The organism is Sporosarcina sp. Y1011 (assembly GCF_057669885.1).
Genome location: NZ_JBYHFP010000001.1, coordinates 343574 through 360206, shown reverse-complemented (window position 1 = coordinate 360206; position 16633 = coordinate 343574). Strand labels below are relative to the sequence as shown.

Sequence of the window (16633 nt, the reverse complement as noted above, 5' to 3'; positions counted from 1 at the left end):
TGAAGTGAGCGTGTTCTTTCGGTAAATAGATAAATCAGTCAACTATAACTGGAAAATTGAAATATCCCCCGACCGTTAATCCGATTGAGGGATAAACTATTATTATACATACCTTCGATAGACCTTATTCTTATCAAATGAATACACAACTTGTAAATTTTCTACATATGTTTCTAAATGAACAATCCGTCCCCACAATTGATAGATATAAGGAAGTACGTTTTCCAAATACTTTAAATCTAGTTCTGTACCTTCGTATTTGTGTACTAAATACAACTCACCGTTTCGCAAGTAGTCACCATTGTCGACGACAATAAATGGAAATCCACCATTTACTCGCATAGAGACTAGTTGGTTTCTGACATCCTCATAATCCTTGTTTGTAATTTCATAATTGCTTCCTTTTTTTTCAAAGAGATATAAGTCTTCCTTCTGTACTAACTCTTTTGTGACATAATTCCGGATAAATGATATATCAGATTCGACTTCCCTTACTTCAAAGATCTTCTCTCTACCAGAGTTTGGTCGAACGCCGAAACTTCTCATTTTTTCTGTTGGATGATTATATCTTTTTTCAATATCTTCATATATTTTCAATCCCAGATAGTAGGGATTGATCGTTGTTTTAGAGGGTTGAATAACATTGGCGTTTAGTGTTGCGAATTCAATTGTCTCATCTGTCGATAAATCCATTTCCCTAAGAATCTTCTGATGCCAAAAAGATGCCCATCCTTCGTTCATAATTTTAGTTTCAAGTTGCGGCCAAAAATAGAGCATTTCTTCTCGCATCATTGTTAATATATCGCGTTGCCATTCCTCTAGTTCACGACTATATTGCAAAATAAAAAGCAAGAGATCCTTTTCTTGATTTATAGGTGTTTTTCCCCCTACTTTATTCGCTGCTTTTTTGACAATTGGTTTTTGATTAATATTCCATAAATCATCATATGGTGTTTTGCGAATGATTTCTTCATCATCATCCAAGTTTTGTTCATCATCCCCACGTTGAGGTCTTAAGATAGATGGATCAATATGTTCTTGAATAGCCAGGACTGCATCTAAAAAGCGTTCAACTTCTTCTTTACCATAAACCATTTCATAATTTGCAATTCGTTCTGCTGTTGCTGTCATACTCTCTACCATATCTCTTCTCGTATTTGAAAAACGGACATTGTTTTTGAAAAAATCACAATGGGCAAGTACATGAGCAACAATTAACTTATTCTGTATCAGGCTGTTCGTATCAAGTAGAAACGCATAACATGGATTTGAATTAATGACTAATTCATAAATTTGACTTAAGCCAAGGTCATATTGCAGTTTCATCTTATGAAATTGCTTTCCAAAACTCCAATGGGTAAACCGCGTAGGCATTCCATATGCACCAAATGTGTAAATAATATCAGCAGGACATATTTCATAACGCATGGGGTAAAAATCAAGGCCAAAACCAGTTGCAATTTCCGTAATTTCGTCAATTGCCCGATGAAGCGCTTTTATTTCCGTCAATCGAATCCCTCCAAGTTTTTATGGAAGAAACTTTTAAGTGCAAAGTAGACATCCCGTTTTTCTTTCAAAATATAATGACGGAATTTCGGATCATCGATTTTTTTAAAAGAAGACATCATTGTTGAAAAACGGTTATAAGCATTCACTTCTCCGTACCCAAACATATTGGATACAGCCATTAGTTCTTGAACGAGTTTTATGCATTTATCATTGTCAGATGACATATTCTCTCCGTCAGAAAAATGAAAAGGAAAAATATTATAACGTGCTGGATTATATTTTTGTTCAATTAACTCAAGCGCTTTTATATACGCGGAAGAACAGATTGTTCCCCCACTCTCCCCTTTTGAAAAAAAGTCTTCTTCCGTAACCACTTTTGCCTCTGTATGATGCGCGATGAATTCAAATTCAACAGTTTCATATTTCGATCTTAAAAAATTAGCCATCCAAAAGAAGAAACTTCTTGCCATTGTTTTTTCAAAGTTACCCATTGATGCACTTGTATCCATCATTGCAAGTACAACCGCTTTGGACTCAGGCTTTTTGACATCATCCCAAGTTTTAAATCGTAAATCATCATTATGAAAAGGGGCTATTTCAGCTTTCCCCTTAATCGCATTTCTTTTGATGGCGGTTAATATCGTTCTTTTCTTATCAATGTTCCCGATAAGTCCTTTTTTACGAATATCATTAAACTCAATTTTTTCTGCTGTATTTTCAGCTTGTTCTTTTTGTTCTAGATTTGGTAATTCCATTTCTTTAAATAAGGCATCTTCTATTTCAGTAATTGATACTTCCGCTTCATAATAATCTTGACCTGCCTGGTCACCTGCTTGTTTCCCCGACCCCGCATCGCTTTTCCCTTTTGATCCATCTTTTGCAATTACATCGCCTACCTGACTATCTCCGTTTCCTTGGCCGACATGTTTTGTTTTTTCATGATTGTAACGGATTTTGTATTCATCAAGCGAACGAATTGGTATTTTAATGACATCTTTACCTTTTGACATGATAATGCTCTCTTCACTGATTAAATCTGGTAAATTATTTTGAATGGCTTCCTTTACTTTATCCAAATGACGTTTCTGATCTTGATGCCCTTTTCGGTGGAGAGACCAGTTTTCCTGTGAGACAGCAAAATGTTCATTGTCTTTTTCATTCATCTTCATCCACACCCATCTTTTATACAATGTTTGCTGCTGATTTTAGAAAGAACAAGACTAATGCTGCATCAGTCTTGTTCTTCTCCCTAAGTTTACCGATTAAGCAGACTACCAACATAGCGTAATAATTCATTTGCAGATATAGAATTATATCCATATTCATCAATAAGCCTGGCAATTACTTCATTCACCTTTTTCAGATGCGATTCATCAGGTGTTTTAGATGAAGTCGTGATTTTGACGACATCCTTTAAATCGGCAAACAATTTCTTTTGAATGGCTTCCCGTAAACGTTCATGGGAATTATAGTCAAAACGCTTTCCACTTCTCGCATAGGCAGATAGCCGAATTAGAATTTCTTCTCTAAATGCTTTTTTAGCATTTTCCGATATCCCAATTTGTTCTTCAATGGAACGCATCAGTTTTTCGTCAGGATTCATTTCTTCTCCTGTTAAAAAGTCTCTTAGCTTATTTTTATTGCAGAAAGCCTCCACATTATCAAGATAGTTATCCATTAACGATATCGCGGACTCTTCATAAGAATAAACAAAAGCCTTTTGGACTTCTTTCTTAGCGATTTCATCAAATTCTTTCCGGGCGATAGAAATATAATTCATATATTTATCTCGGTCTTCCCTTGAAATTGAGGCGTGCTGATCTAAACCATCTTTCAATGACCTTAAAACGTCAAGTGCATTAATGGATGTTACTTCTTTACGGATGATTGCCGAGGATATACGGTTAATAACATAGCGCGGATCTATCCCGTTCATTCCTTCGTTCGGGAATTCTTTTTTCAGTTCTTCCACGTCAATCTCATTAAACCCTTCTACGTTTTCTCCGTCGTAGAGACGCATTTTTTTAACAACGTCAATTCCCTGCTTTTTGGAATCCTCTAGTCGCGTCAAAACTGAAAATATAGCAGCCACTCTTAATGCATGCGGAGCTATATGAACGTGTGTCATATCACTCTCCTTAATCATTTTTTCATAAATGCATTCTTCTTGACTCACTTTCAAATTATAGGGAATCGGCATGACTATAATTCTAGAGTGAAGTGCTTCGTTCTTTTTATTGGAAATAAAGGAACGGTACTCTGTTTCGTTTGTATGCGCGACAATCAGTTCGTCAGCACTTATTAATGCAAATCTACCTGCTTTAAAATTCCCTTCCTGTGTTAACGACAATAAATGCCATAGAAACTTTTCGTCCAGCTTCAACATTTCTTGGAATTCCATCATTCCTCTGTTCGCTTTATTCAGTTCTCCATCAAAACGATAGGCGCGTGGATCTGATTCGGAACCAAACTCAGCTATTGTTGAGAAGTCGATACTCCCGGTTAAGTCGGCGATATCCTGAGATTTAGGATCTGAAGGTGTAAAGGTTCCAATTCCTACTCGTTTGTCTTCCGAGAAGAAAATGCGTTCCACCAGGACATTTTCAATTTCTCCACCATATTCTTGTTCTAACCGCATCGCATTCAATGGTGACAAACTGCCTTCAATGCGAACATCATAGCTTTCGAAGAAATCTTTACGCAAATATTGTGGTATCAAATGTAGCGGATCTTCATGCATTGGACAGCCTTTAATGGCATAAACCGCACCCGCATCCGTTTTGGAATAGCTTTCCAAACCCCGTTTTAATAATGTAACGATTGTAGATTTCCCTCCACTAACAGGGCCCATTAACAATAATATCCGCTTACGAACCTCTAGTCTTTTTGCAGCTGGATGAAAGTATTCTTCCACCAGTCTTTCTATTGACTCTTCAAGTCCAAATATCTCTTTTCCAAAAAATTGATAAAGCCTGTTACCATCTTTTTCAATCAATCCAGAACTTTTAATCATATTATAGACCCGTGAATGTGCTGTTTGTGCGACTTCTTTTCTCTTTTTCACAATGGCCAAGTACTCTGCGAATGTGCCTTCCCACTTAAGCTTGTTTTCTTCTTCTCTGAAGCTTCTCACTTTGTTTAAGATATCCATCAATTTCCCTCCAGTCAGGGCATGGTTTTATCCATAGTATGCAAAGAAGGGAATTATAATGCCGAACAAAGCGAAAAGTGCCGCATCCAGAAACGATTCAATCCGTTTCAGATGCGGCACTTTTACTTGTAATTGGCGATAGGTGCTTTAGTAAGTGAACTGAACATATTCGCAACCATCAGACCTGTATAAAGAGCAATAATACTCAAGACAAACGGTGTTCCACTTTCAGGAATACCTGGATAGATGACGAATAGCGAACCAATAATAAGCCCTATAATTACAGCGAATGAAATATACTTAAAATGCTCCATTAAATAGCTTACAGCTTTACTACTGACGATGAATCCAACCAGTACACCTGCACCGATTACAGCGATAATAGGGAAATTCAAATTCGATAATGCTCCAATTGCTGTCGAGTAGACACCTAAAATGAGTAAGATAAGCGAACCGCTAATACCAGGCAATAACATCGCAATACTCCCCGCCCAACCGGCTAAAAAAAGCCCAATTGCATTGGAAGCTGTCAAATTTGTAATGGCCGTCGTATCTTGCGGTTTAATGAATGCGAGTGAAGCTAGTGCAACACCGACAAGTAGAATGAGCAAGAAGTGTTTCCAGTTAAAATTCTTTTTGACACCTGCTTTTTTTGTAATGAAAGGAAGTACACCAATAACTAGTCCCATAAAGAAAAAGTGTGTGGGTGCAGAGTAATTTACTAATAAATATTCAATCACTCTGCTGAATAGTAAAAGGGTTACTCCAATACCGATGCCCAAAGGCAATAAGAAACCAATATATTTTTTCCAATGGCGGCTAAAAAGGCCACTGATTGACATTAATAATTCATCATAAATCCCTAAGATGAACGAAATCGTTCCCCCGCTCACTCCCGGTATTAAATCGCTGATTCCCAAAAAGAATCCACGATACAAATTTCTCCATTGCATAAATAATGATCCTCCAATATCAATTGAATGCTCTCATTATAACATTATGTTCTTTTAAAAAGTATGGACAGAAATGGCAAAGTAAGCACTATACAATATTTAGTACTTATTCCCTCTATTGCCATAGAATCCATTCCGTTTATGGAAGTAAACGCTCCTTATTTCTTGCATTGATTTTAGCTGCTTGGATAAGTATGCACACCATTCTTCATCAAAACAAAAAATCGCCTAAACAGAATCACAATTGTTTAGGCGATTTTAATTTATAGCGCGTGAGTTTTATTTCGGTGTAATTCGATAGCTTCCATGCGCATGTCATATTCTTCTACGGTCAAGTTATGTTCAACGAAGTAACGATTGCGCGGATGTGTACGACATTCATCCGTACAACTACGCATATACAAATGCTCGTTTTCTTCGGAACAAATGATTTTCGCATTACATACAGGGTTCGCACAGTTCACATAGCGCTCACAGGGCGTATCATCGAAATGATCACGGCCGACGATTACATGTTCTACTTGATTGATTGGAACTGCGATACGTTCGTCAAATACATAACATTGTCCGTCCCATAGCTGACCTTGGGCAACAGGATCTTTTCCGTATGTGACAATTCCGCCATGCAATTGTCCAACATCTTCAAATCCTTCTCGAACAAGCCAACCAGAGAACTTCTCACAACGAATACCGCCTGTGCAATACGTTAGAATTTTTTTCCCTTCGAACTGTTCTTTATTAGTACGAATCCAATTTGGCAAGTCACGGAAATTTTCGATTTCTGGACGAACTGCACCTCTGAAATGTCCTAGGTCAAACTCATAGTCATTGCGTGCATCGATAACAACTGTATCTTCATCTTGCATCTGTTTAAAGAACTCTTCAGGGCTTAAATAGTTACCCGTCAATTCATTTGGATCAATATCATCTTCCAAACTCATATTGACAAGTTCTGAACGCTCGCGGACGTGCATTTTTTTAAATGCATGTTCGTCTGCAATGTCAATTTTGAATGCAATGTCTTTGAATCGTTCATCATTCTGCATCATTTCCATATACCTGTCTGTTTGTTCAACGGTTCCAGAGCATGTACCATTAATTCCTTCATTTCCTGCAACAATTCGACCTTTCAAGCCGATTTCATTGCAAGCTTTCAAATGCTCAATAACAAATGTTTCAGGATCTTCAATCGTTACATATTTATAATAAAGAAGAACCCGGAATGTACCTTTTTCCATTTTTCCAACCACCTTGTTTTTATAATTGCATGTTATAGCAACAACCGGCTCGAATAATTCACAAATAATTGTAAACATACAAAAGCGCACCCGTATTTGCAAAATAAGGGACTGAGCTATTATATCACAAGTTAACACGTAAAAAAAGGATTTTTATATAAACAAGTTACTATATATGGTGAACAATGGAATGGATTAGAAAGCCCATTAATACCGCTTCGCCGCTTTGTGGATGCCTCCCGCGATAAGCCAGAAAGAAGTTCACTTTCAGTCTTATCGCTCCGGCTACCACGAAGTCGCGCCTGCGCTGGATAAATCTATGTAGGAAAGCACATTTCGTTGTCGGGGATAAGACCTGTAGCCTGTAGTGCGTCTTTCTTCAATGAAATTAATATCATATAGTAATCACATTATAATTTCAGTCTTTACATCTCAAAATAAAAACTTTCCCGATAATGTACACCCAGCGCAAGCGCGGCAAAGAGGTCGCCGAAGCCGTGCCCGCGGAAAGCGTCCGCTCGGAACGGAAATCAACGGCATTGAAGGAAATCGGACTTTTTCAGTGGCTTCAAAGGCATTCCCAAAGCGCAAAGCGTTATATAATCCACACTCAGACTGGCTTACTCTCTCAATAGTAAACACTCCGTCACAGGTGCGGCAAAGGCATTCCAAGAGCGCCGCAGCGCAGTAGAAAGAATTCTTTATTTCATAACATATACAATTTATCTCCCCTAGATGCTTCCATTTTATTCATGTATACTAGAATAGTATATTAAATGATAAAATCTGACAAAACATCTACTTTTCCCGAAACTATTAAAGAGTTTCATCCGTCTAACTTTCTATACATAGTAAAGGAGTCTTTTCCATGAAAAGAAAGTACCAAAAACGTCGTTCCGCCTGGATCGATGTTACATTTTCAATTATCATCGTTACATTGACTGTGTCTGCCATCTATTTATTTTCCTTGACTACTAAAAATGAAGCTGCCACTCTTCCTGAAAACAAACTTGCTGCAAAACCAACTGAGGTTATTATCGATAAAATTGATTCTCACTATGCAGGTATTAAAATAAGTACTGAAACGTCGAATGATCTATATAAGCCGTATGTGATCCAGTATCCACAAAGCTTTCATAGCACATTCAACAATGGTATTTCACAATACATAAAAAAAGCTAAACAAAACTATTTGACTACAGATGAGTTAGATAGTTTAGATCAAGAGCTAGTGACAATCGAATCAGATTCTGAGAGTAAACGGGTTGCCCTCACCTTTGATGATGGACCTGATCCAAAAGTGACAATTCAAATTCTAGATACATTGGATAAATACAATGCCAAAGCAACTTTCTTCATGCTCGGGAGCCAGGTTGAATGCTATCCTGAAATCGCAGAAAAAGTGCAAGAAGCAGGTCATGAACTCGGTAACCATACGTGGAAACATCCTGACTTGACGAAAACTGGAGTCGAAAAAGCACGAAATGAAATCAGTCGTACTTCTTCTATCATTGAGGATGTCACTGGACAAAAAGCGACTGTATTCCGCCCTCCTTATGGTTCGATTAATAAATCAGTCCGAAACCAAACAGATTTACCTGTAATTCTATGGGATATTGATACACTTGACTGGAAACATCGAAATTCGAATTTACTGCTTACACATATCAAAGGTCAAACCAGAGATGGAAGTATAATCCTTATGCACGATATTCACCAATCAACTGCTGATGGACTTGATGCCGTTCTAGCTTATTTGAAGAGCGAAGGATATATATTCGTTAAAACTTCAGAATTATAATTAGGAAGGATTCCCCTGAACTTTTGTTCAGGGATTTTTATTTATCTACCTCTTTGTTCTATGCTAAATAGAACAAAGAGGCTATAATTAAATTAAATTAGATTAGTTATAAGGAGGGTACCATATGTTCATCCAAATCGAAGCGGATGCGGATAAACCGATATATGCACAATTAACTTCTCAGCTTATCGAAGCAATTGCACGCGGAACACTTATAGGTGGAGAAACACTCCCCTCTGTACGGACATTAGCCGCCGACCTAGGCATGAATATGCATACTGTCAATAAGGCATACCACGAACTCGAAAAAAAGGGGATAATCCGTATCGTTCCGAAATCCGGAGCAATTGTCAATGAATTCTTGACGAATGATATTACTAATACAAACCTTGAAAGAATTACTGAGGAATTCAAACCGATTGTTGCTGAAGCAATCGTGCTCGGGATGAAACCAAAAGACATTAGCAACCTTATTTCATCTATCATTTTAACAATTCAGGAGGTATAAGTATGGTATTACCCTTATTTCTAATCATTATTAGCTTTATTACTATAATGCTGTCTGCTACTCCATTTTTATTAAAGCCCTCCGTTGTGTTTGGCGTTACGGTTCCAGAAAGTTTTACAGACGATTCAACGATTATATCCTATAAAAGAATATATGCTGTTAGTATTTTCATTACGGGTTTCATTTCACTTTTCATTTATTACTATTGGGTAAGTAATAGTAATCTATCAGAAGTAACAATCGTCTTAACTGGATTAGCAGTTCAATTTGGACTTCTCTTTTTGAGTATGGTTCTCTACTTTTACTTTCATGCACAAACGACGCGACTTAAACAAAAAAATCAATGGGGTGCGGATTTGAAGCAAGTCCGAATCGCTGAATTAGCAATTCGGACGAAAGACGAGATGCTTCCTTCTTATGTCTATGCAGTACCAATGCTAATTACGGTTGGGCTAATCGCCTACACTGCCACACAATACAACAATATGCCCGACCTGATTCCTACACATTGGGGAGCGAACGGTCAAGCCGATACTTTTAGTGAAAAAACACCTTTTTCAGTAATTGCTTTACTTCTTATATTGCTAATAATACAAGTAATGATGGCCGGTATTAATACATTTACAAAACAATCAGGTATCAGATTAAGTGCAGTAAAAAGGAAAAAATCAAAAGTTCAACAATTATCATTCCGAAAATACTCCAGTTGGTTTTTATATATGATGACTATTCTCATGACTATTCTTTTTGGGTTCATTCAACTTGCTACGATTCATGATGGTCTTGGTGATGCTGCACTAATGTTCGCGTTACCACTTGGCTTTCTCTTAATTACCCTTCTAGCTACAGCCATCTATGCATTTAAAGTTGGACAGAGCGGCTCCCGGATTGAAGTGGAATTGGAAGACGAAACGATTACCGGCATTACAGATTTCGATGATGATGAGCATTGGAAATACGGCATCTTTTATGTGAACCATAATGATCCGTCCGTTTTTGTAGAGAAAAGATTCGGTATCGGATGGTCGATTAACTTTGGGAATCCAATCGGATATGTAATCATATTCGTTCCCCTACTGCTCATTTTAGCTATCTCCTTTCTTTTGTGATTTAAATTCCTTATTTTTTTCGATTACTATTAATTATTGCAAACAAAAAACGCTGAAAAACTACTTTCAGCGTTTTTTATATTGTTCCAACACAACAACCAGCAGTAAATCGCCTAAACTGTTCATAGATTTCGACGTGTCGGATGTGAGATCGCTTGAAGAACATCATACTTACGAACCTCCCATGACTGAAGTCACGGGTGTTCTTGGCTTAATTATAAAGATTTAATCCATTAAAGCTCAATCACACTTTTCAGTTTCAGAATAAGGCCATCCCATCCACCTGACATACGTGAACGTACCTCTGCATGTTCCTCGCCAAACCATTCGGCATAAACCAGGCACCTATTCCTTCGGATGTTGCGACGTATTTCCAAGCTTTTTCAATAGGAGCATCGATAGTTATGCTCTTTCTTATTTTAGAGAACCGATCATTAATGTTAATTGACATACCAAAAACCTCCTGAATAATAAGTACAACCATTAGGTTCTATATTTAACTATATAGAATCTGATAGTCGCATGTTTAGAATTAATTCTTATAGAGCGCGTGCTCTTTAATATAATGATAGCAAGAATCAGGTAACAGATAACGGGGTTCTCCGTTCATAGAAAATTCATCCCGAATGTAAGTAGAGCTAATTTCCATAGATAGACCTTTATCAAGCAAGTGAAAAGTCTGTCCGTCGTCATTATTTCTTAAGATGGCTGATTTACTGATTGCCTGTAGCATATTTACTCCTTCACGTGCCATTACAATAAATTTATTTTCATTCACAAGTGATTCAGAATGCCCCCATCTACCAGCACCGATATCGACTAGTAAATCCGCTCCCATAACGAAATAAATTTCATCATTTTTATAGAGTTCTTTAAAATAAATAAGTGTTTCATATGTTGTAATTTTCCAGCCCTCTTGTTTCATTTCATAATCATCGGCAATGAATTTATCATTGTTTTGAATTGCCAATTTAATCATATTCCACCGGTGTTCATCAGCTGTTTTCATTTCTTTGTCTTTTCTTTTATTCGATGAAGGAAGGAATATAACTTTATCCAATTTACAACGGTGAGCAACTGTACTTGCCGTCCACAAATGTACATTCGTAATCGGATCGAAAGACGAACCATAAATACCTATTCTAGCCATATCATTCATCTCCTCAATTCCCTCATTTAGCCTTCCCAATATGCTGCAGCCAAGCAGTTGTTTGTTAAATAACCTCTATACCTAAGGTGTTTTGAAAATGCCCTAGTGCCCAGTCATGCCCTGCTGCATTAAAACTTGCAACTCCCTGTTCATGAACAATGATTTTAAACCCTTTGTTGTATGCATCGATCGCTGTGTGAAGAATACAGATATCGGTACAAACGCCCACGAGATGAACCTCATTGATGCCACGTTCACGTAATTTAATTTCCAAATCTGTCCCTGTAAAAGCAGAGAACCTGGTTTTATCAATCCATAAAACATGATCATTTTCTTTAAATTCTTGATAAATATCATTTAATTCACTGTATAGTTCACGTCCCCCTGTATTTATAATGTTATGGGGTGGAAATTGTTTTGTTTCTGGATGATACGGGTCGTTTTCTTTGTGTAAATCGATTGGAAAAACCACCAACTCTCCAGAATTGATGAATTGTCTTGTCAAATTACAAATATAAGGTAATAACTGCTGCCCCGGTTCACCGCAAGTTAATTTGCCATCGGGAGCAACAAAATCGTTAGTATAATCAATGTTCAGTAATGCTCTTTTCACAATAAAATCCTCCTCTATATTAACAAAGTCAATAGTAAAGTTTAATTTTTGATGTGTTTAACATTAAGCGTTGTCATCTATGATTGAAAAAAATTCAGTATTAACGAAATGTTACTAATTTTTCTATAACTAGTCAATAAAAAAACCGCACTAGGCGGTTTTTATAATTTGGTGTCAAGTTCTATTCAACTAAAGATACTTGTACTATGAAGCGGTTGTAATCTCGCTTTCGGATCGACGTAAGCTTTTGCATGATTCACAGCGATTGGAGCTTCACCTAGTCCGACAGCAATCAATTTCACTTTGCCATCATAGTTTGTAACATCCCCTGCCGCGTAAATCCCTTCGATGTTGGTCTCCATACGAGAATTAACCATAATTGAGTTACGGTCCATTTCAAGACCCCAATCCTTCAATGGTCCAAGAGATGATATATTTCCGTAGTTAACAATTAAATGATCGACGTCAAGATGTTCTTCAGTGCCATCTTTTTCTGCTAAGACTACTTTTTGAACTTTACCATCTTCACCATCAATCAATTTTACCGCTCGAGACGTCTTCACAGTCACTTTGGATTCCATTAACTGATTAACACTCGTTTCGTGTGCTGTAAAGCGTTCACGGCGATGGACGAGTGTCACAGTGGATGCAATGTCTTCCAACATAAGTGACCAATCGACTGCTGAATCCCCGCCTCCGCAAACAAGAACATTTTTATCCTTAAAAATCGTTAAATCTTTAATACTGTAATGAAGGGTATTCCCCTCAAAATGGACTTCTTCGGGAAGTCCGATTTTGCGGGGTTGGAAAGCCCCGATTCCTGCTGTCAATAGGATGGTACGTGTTAAGTGAACACCTTTATCCGTTTTCAGGATGAAGTGATCTCCTTCACGCGTCGCTGATAAAGCAGTTTCGCCAAGAAGGATTTCAGGTTTCGCATAATGTGCTTGTGTAACAAGATTAGCGACAAAGTCCTTTGCAAGAATTTTTGGAAATCCGCCCACATCATATATATCTTTATCAGGATACAATTCAATCAACTGACCACCAAGCTGTGGCAAACTATCTATGATTTTCACCGACATTTCCCGCATTCCTGCATAGAATGATGCAAAAAGCCCCGTCGGCCCTCCCCCAATAATCGTAATATCAACTATTTCATTATCCATATTCAAACACTCCAATTAGATTAGTCTTGGATATTTTCGTTTCTATCCACTTTCCATATTATCTAACATATTACCACAAAACACACATAATTCGAATTGAGTCTGCTGATTTATTATATGTGCAGGAATCTTCACATACTGTGTTCGTACATTAGTGCTAAAACTTCCACTGTAGTAGATTCCACTTTCAGCTTTAAACCTCCATATACCAAAGAAAAGCCTGTACACATAACAATCATGTGTACAGGCTTTTTAGTTGTATTATTCGCGGTGTGTTCTGCAATATTCAAGAACAATTGCTTTTTCGTCGTCTTCCAATTCAAAATCAAGAACTTTTTCACTTGTACGTTCAAAAAAGTGATAAGATGCTATCCGTCCTTCATCCTCGTCAACTGCAAAAATCACGCGAAGCCCTGTTCCACCTTCAGAATAAAGCTCGTCTTCCTCGTCCAAATCAATGTACAATCGGTACTCAAAACGTTCTCCAGCAATGATCCCAGTAGGATCGTTAATTTTTTTGATAATGTACTCAGTAATTTCCATAGCAGTATCAACCTCTCACTTACAAATTCACGGCTACAATGCCATTACCCCCCATAATACATCATAGAGCACTAAAAGGGGAACTTTGGTGCTTAAATTACTTTTTGAATAATTTAACCAGTTCATTTACTAGAAGCGGTATTAGGCTAAGTACACCAATAACTATCCATTCCTTTAGTCCAAGTGATTGTACACTAAAGACTTTCGCAATTGGACCGAACGTAACGATAATTACCTGTAACACAACCCCTAGTAAAATTGAGTATATTAAAAACTTATTCTTAAAAATACCTGCTTTGAATACAGACTTGTTCATCGATCTAAAGTTGAGTGAATGCACAAGCTGAGAAAAACTCAGGCCGATGAAAGCCATTGTCTGTCCATGTACGAGAGCACTTTCTGGAATGGCAGCTGAAAACATAGAGAGAAAACTGCCCGTAAACTCGCCTGACATATAGATGCCCATCATAAAAGCAACGAGTGTAATTGCCCCAATCAAAAAACCATTTAAAACTAGAAACGATATGGAACCACTGAATATACTCTCTTTCCGGTGCCTCGGTTTTTCTTTCATTACACCAGTTTCTTCAGGATCGACCCCCAGTGACAGCGCAGAAAATGTATCCGTCACCAGATTGATCCATAAGATATGAATTGGGCGCAAGAGCAACGGCCACCCTAGTAATATTGCAGCGAAAAGCGCAATTATTTCTCCTAAATTACACGATAGCAGAAAAATAATGGACTTCTTTATATTACGGTAAATGGTACGCCCTTCTTCTACTGCTTTGACGATTGATGAAAAATTGTCATCCGTTAATACCATATCTGCAGCACCTTTTGCTACATCTGTACCTGTTATCCCCATTGCTACACCTATATCCGCGGCCTTTAATGAAGGTGCATCGTTAACACCGTCGCCTGTCATTGACACGGTATGGTCCTTCGCTTTAAGTGCTTGCACAATTTTAACTTTGTGTTCCGGTGAAACGCGAGCATATACATTAATTTCCCCGGTTTTTTCAATTAATTCCCGTTCTGACAAAGCGTCAATTGTTTTTCCCTCGATTACTTCCGATTGTTGAGTTGCGATTCCAAGTTCTTTTGCAATCGCAAATGCTGTGTCCTGGTGATCCCCCGTAATCATAACCGTACGTATGCCTGCCGATTTCGTAACTTTAATCGCATTCTTCACTTCTTCACGAGGGGGGTCAATCATTCCGACAAGACCAAGAAACACCAATTGTTCTTCTGCATTGTTAAGTTCGTCGGTATTTGTAGCTGCCATGAATTTATAGGCAGAACCCAGTACACGCAATGCTTTCGAAGACATGGATTTTGCAGCATTAAGAATTGCTTCACGGTCTAGCTCATCAATAATTTTGGGCCCTTCAGCTGTTTCGATATGTGTACATTTCGGCAAAATCCCATCAACGGCACCTTTAGTATGTGAAATAATGGACTCCGCCGTTTGATGTACCGTAGTCATCCGTTTACGATTTGAATCGAATGGAATCTCAGCAATTCTGGGATAACTTGCTTCCAGTTGACCTTTTTCCAACCCAGTTTCCACCGCTGCTGCAATAAGCGCGATTTCTGTTGGATCCCCGGTTTCTTCATTTTTTGTATATGTTGCATCATTACACAATGCGATATTTTCAAATAATCGTTTCTGTACAGGCTTTTTAAGATTGGCTTCATCTAAGCTGCTTAATGTTCCTTCAGTATAAAACGTTGTAACTGTCATTCGATTCTGAGTCAATGTACCGGTTTTATCTGAACAGATTACGTCAACTGAACCCAGCGCTTCCACAGCAGGAAGCTTTCGAATAATGATATTTTGTTTAATCATCCTTTGAACGCCGATTGCGAGAACGATTGAAACGATTGCAGGCATTCCTTCAGGGATAGCTGCAACCGCTAGACTGACAGCTAACATGAACATTTCCATATACCCGCGGCCTTGCAACACACCTATTCCAAATATGATGACGCAAATGACAACAGCTGTCATCCCCAGGTATTTCCCCAATTGTGCGAGACTTTTCTGTAAAGGTGTCTCTTCATCCACTTCACTATCAAGCATAGATGCGACTTTTCCTATCTCGGTTTTCATACCTGTTGCAATTGCCACGCCAGTTGCACGTCCATATGTAGCTAATGTCGACATGAATGCAATGTCTTTTCGATCTCCGATGGGCATTGAGCTGTTACCTTCGAATTGTGAATCTTTTTCTACTGATACGGATTCACCTGTCAGCGCCGCCTCTTCAATTTTCAAATTCACTGATTCAATTAGACGGATATCACATGGCACGTACCTTCCGGCATCAAGAAGAATTACATCACCTTGCACGACTTCTTCAGACGGTATTTCTTTCTGTACACCGTCCCTTCTAACTAGCGCTTTAGGAACTGCCATATTTTTTAACGCCTGCAGTGCATCTTCTGCCTTTGATTCCTGGATAACTCCTACAACCGTATTGATAAGGACAACAAGTCCAATTATTAAGGAATCCGCCAATTCTCCAAGAATGCCCGAAATAACAGCTGCAACAATCAGCACGTAGATTAAGACATTATTAATTTGTGCAAAAATACGTTGAAGCAGCGAACGGCTCTTTGTTCCTGTTAGTTTATTCGCACCGAATTCAACAAGTCTTCTCTTCGCTTCTGCTTCACTTAAGCCAATTTCAATATTTGTATCAATGAATTGATCAGTTTGCTTTTGCAATTTTTTTACCCCATCTTTTATAGTTTTAATTTCAAACACTTGTCATACGGAATTCCTTCCATTGCTTTTCTCATATAATCTAGTGAAATAATATATATTTCTTTTGCAATATTCCGGAACATCGTGAACAATAGAATCAGTGGAATATTTCACTA

The 16633-nt window shown here is 37.9% G+C and carries 13 protein-coding genes and 1 pseudogene; 3 read left to right on the top strand and 11 right to left on the bottom strand.

The window, feature by feature from the left end; translation table 11 throughout:
- Positions 1 to 102: 102 nt before the first annotated feature.
- The 5 genes from AC25Y5_RS01795 to trhO all read right to left on the bottom strand — a co-directional run bounded on the left by AC25Y5_RS01795 (position 103) and on the right by trhO (position 6851).
- Positions 103 to 1509: a SpoVR family protein gene (locus AC25Y5_RS01795; protein WP_488138812.1), complete on the bottom strand. Its 1407-nt coding sequence runs from the start codon at positions 1507 to 1509 to the stop codon at positions 103 to 105.
- Positions 1506 to 2672 carry a sporulation protein YhbH gene (yhbH, locus tag AC25Y5_RS01790; RefSeq protein WP_488138919.1) on the bottom strand — a complete coding sequence of 389 codons (1167 nt, stop codon included), beginning with the start codon at positions 2670 to 2672 and terminating at the stop codon, positions 1506 to 1508. Before yhbH ends, AC25Y5_RS01795 begins: the two co-directional genes overlap by 4 nt.
- Before the next feature lie 92 nt (positions 2673 to 2764).
- On the bottom strand, positions 2765 to 4660 hold the full coding sequence (locus AC25Y5_RS01785) for a PrkA family serine protein kinase (RefSeq protein WP_488138811.1): 1896 nt from the start codon (positions 4658 to 4660) through the stop codon (positions 2765 to 2767).
- A 122-nt stretch (positions 4661 to 4782) separates the two neighbouring features.
- Complete coding sequence (locus AC25Y5_RS01780; protein WP_488138810.1) at positions 4783 to 5613, bottom strand: DUF368 domain-containing protein; 831 nt, start codon at positions 5611 to 5613, stop codon at positions 4783 to 4785.
- Between the two features lie 263 nt (positions 5614 to 5876).
- On the bottom strand, positions 5877 to 6851 hold the full coding sequence (trhO, locus tag AC25Y5_RS01775) for an oxygen-dependent tRNA uridine(34) hydroxylase TrhO (protein WP_488138809.1): 975 nt from the start codon (positions 6849 to 6851) through the stop codon (positions 5877 to 5879).
- 868 nt (positions 6852 to 7719) lie between these two features.
- Between trhO and AC25Y5_RS01770 the strand changes: the two genes are divergently transcribed.
- The 3 genes from AC25Y5_RS01770 to AC25Y5_RS01760 all read left to right on the top strand — a co-directional run bounded on the left by AC25Y5_RS01770 (position 7720) and on the right by AC25Y5_RS01760 (position 10269).
- Complete coding sequence (locus tag AC25Y5_RS01770; RefSeq protein WP_488138808.1) at positions 7720 to 8652, top strand: polysaccharide deacetylase family protein; 933 nt, start codon at positions 7720 to 7722, stop codon at positions 8650 to 8652.
- Between the two features lie 124 nt (positions 8653 to 8776).
- Positions 8777 to 9160 (top strand): GntR family transcriptional regulator, encoded by a 384-nt coding sequence (locus tag AC25Y5_RS01765; protein ID WP_488138807.1) that lies wholly within the window; start codon positions 8777 to 8779, stop codon positions 9158 to 9160.
- A 2-nt stretch (positions 9161 to 9162) separates the two neighbouring features.
- Positions 9163 to 10269 carry a DUF1648 domain-containing protein gene (locus AC25Y5_RS01760; protein WP_488138806.1) on the top strand — a complete coding sequence of 369 codons (1107 nt, stop codon included), beginning with the start codon at positions 9163 to 9165 and terminating at the stop codon, positions 10267 to 10269.
- A 325-nt stretch (positions 10270 to 10594) separates the two neighbouring features.
- On the opposite strand, the pseudogene AC25Y5_RS01755 reads toward AC25Y5_RS01760, so the two are convergent.
- The 6 genes and pseudogenes from AC25Y5_RS01755 to AC25Y5_RS01730 form a co-directional block, all read right to left on the bottom strand.
- Positions 10595 to 10720 (bottom strand): annotated as a pseudogene (locus tag AC25Y5_RS01755) (SRPBCC domain-containing protein); the annotation flags it as partial.
- 81 nt (positions 10721 to 10801) lie between these two features.
- Positions 10802 to 11419, bottom strand: coding sequence for a nicotinate (nicotinamide) nucleotide adenylyltransferase (nadD, locus tag AC25Y5_RS01750; protein ID WP_488138805.1), 618 nt, complete (start codon positions 11417 to 11419; stop codon positions 10802 to 10804).
- Between the two features lie 64 nt (positions 11420 to 11483).
- Complete coding sequence (locus AC25Y5_RS01745; RefSeq protein WP_488138804.1) at positions 11484 to 12032, bottom strand: cysteine hydrolase family protein; 549 nt, start codon at positions 12030 to 12032, stop codon at positions 11484 to 11486.
- A 185-nt stretch (positions 12033 to 12217) separates the two neighbouring features.
- On the bottom strand, positions 12218 to 13201 hold the full coding sequence (locus tag AC25Y5_RS01740) for an NAD(P)/FAD-dependent oxidoreductase (RefSeq protein WP_488138803.1): 984 nt from the start codon (positions 13199 to 13201) through the stop codon (positions 12218 to 12220).
- 261 nt (positions 13202 to 13462) lie between these two features.
- Entirely contained in the window at positions 13463 to 13744 is a 282-nt protein-coding gene (locus tag AC25Y5_RS01735) for a DUF6509 family protein (protein WP_482099742.1), read from the bottom strand.
- 97 nt (positions 13745 to 13841) lie between these two features.
- On the bottom strand, positions 13842 to 16499 hold the full coding sequence (locus AC25Y5_RS01730; RefSeq protein WP_488138918.1) for a cation-translocating P-type ATPase: 2658 nt from the start codon (positions 16497 to 16499) through the stop codon (positions 13842 to 13844).
- Positions 16500 to 16633 lie beyond the last annotated feature (134 nt).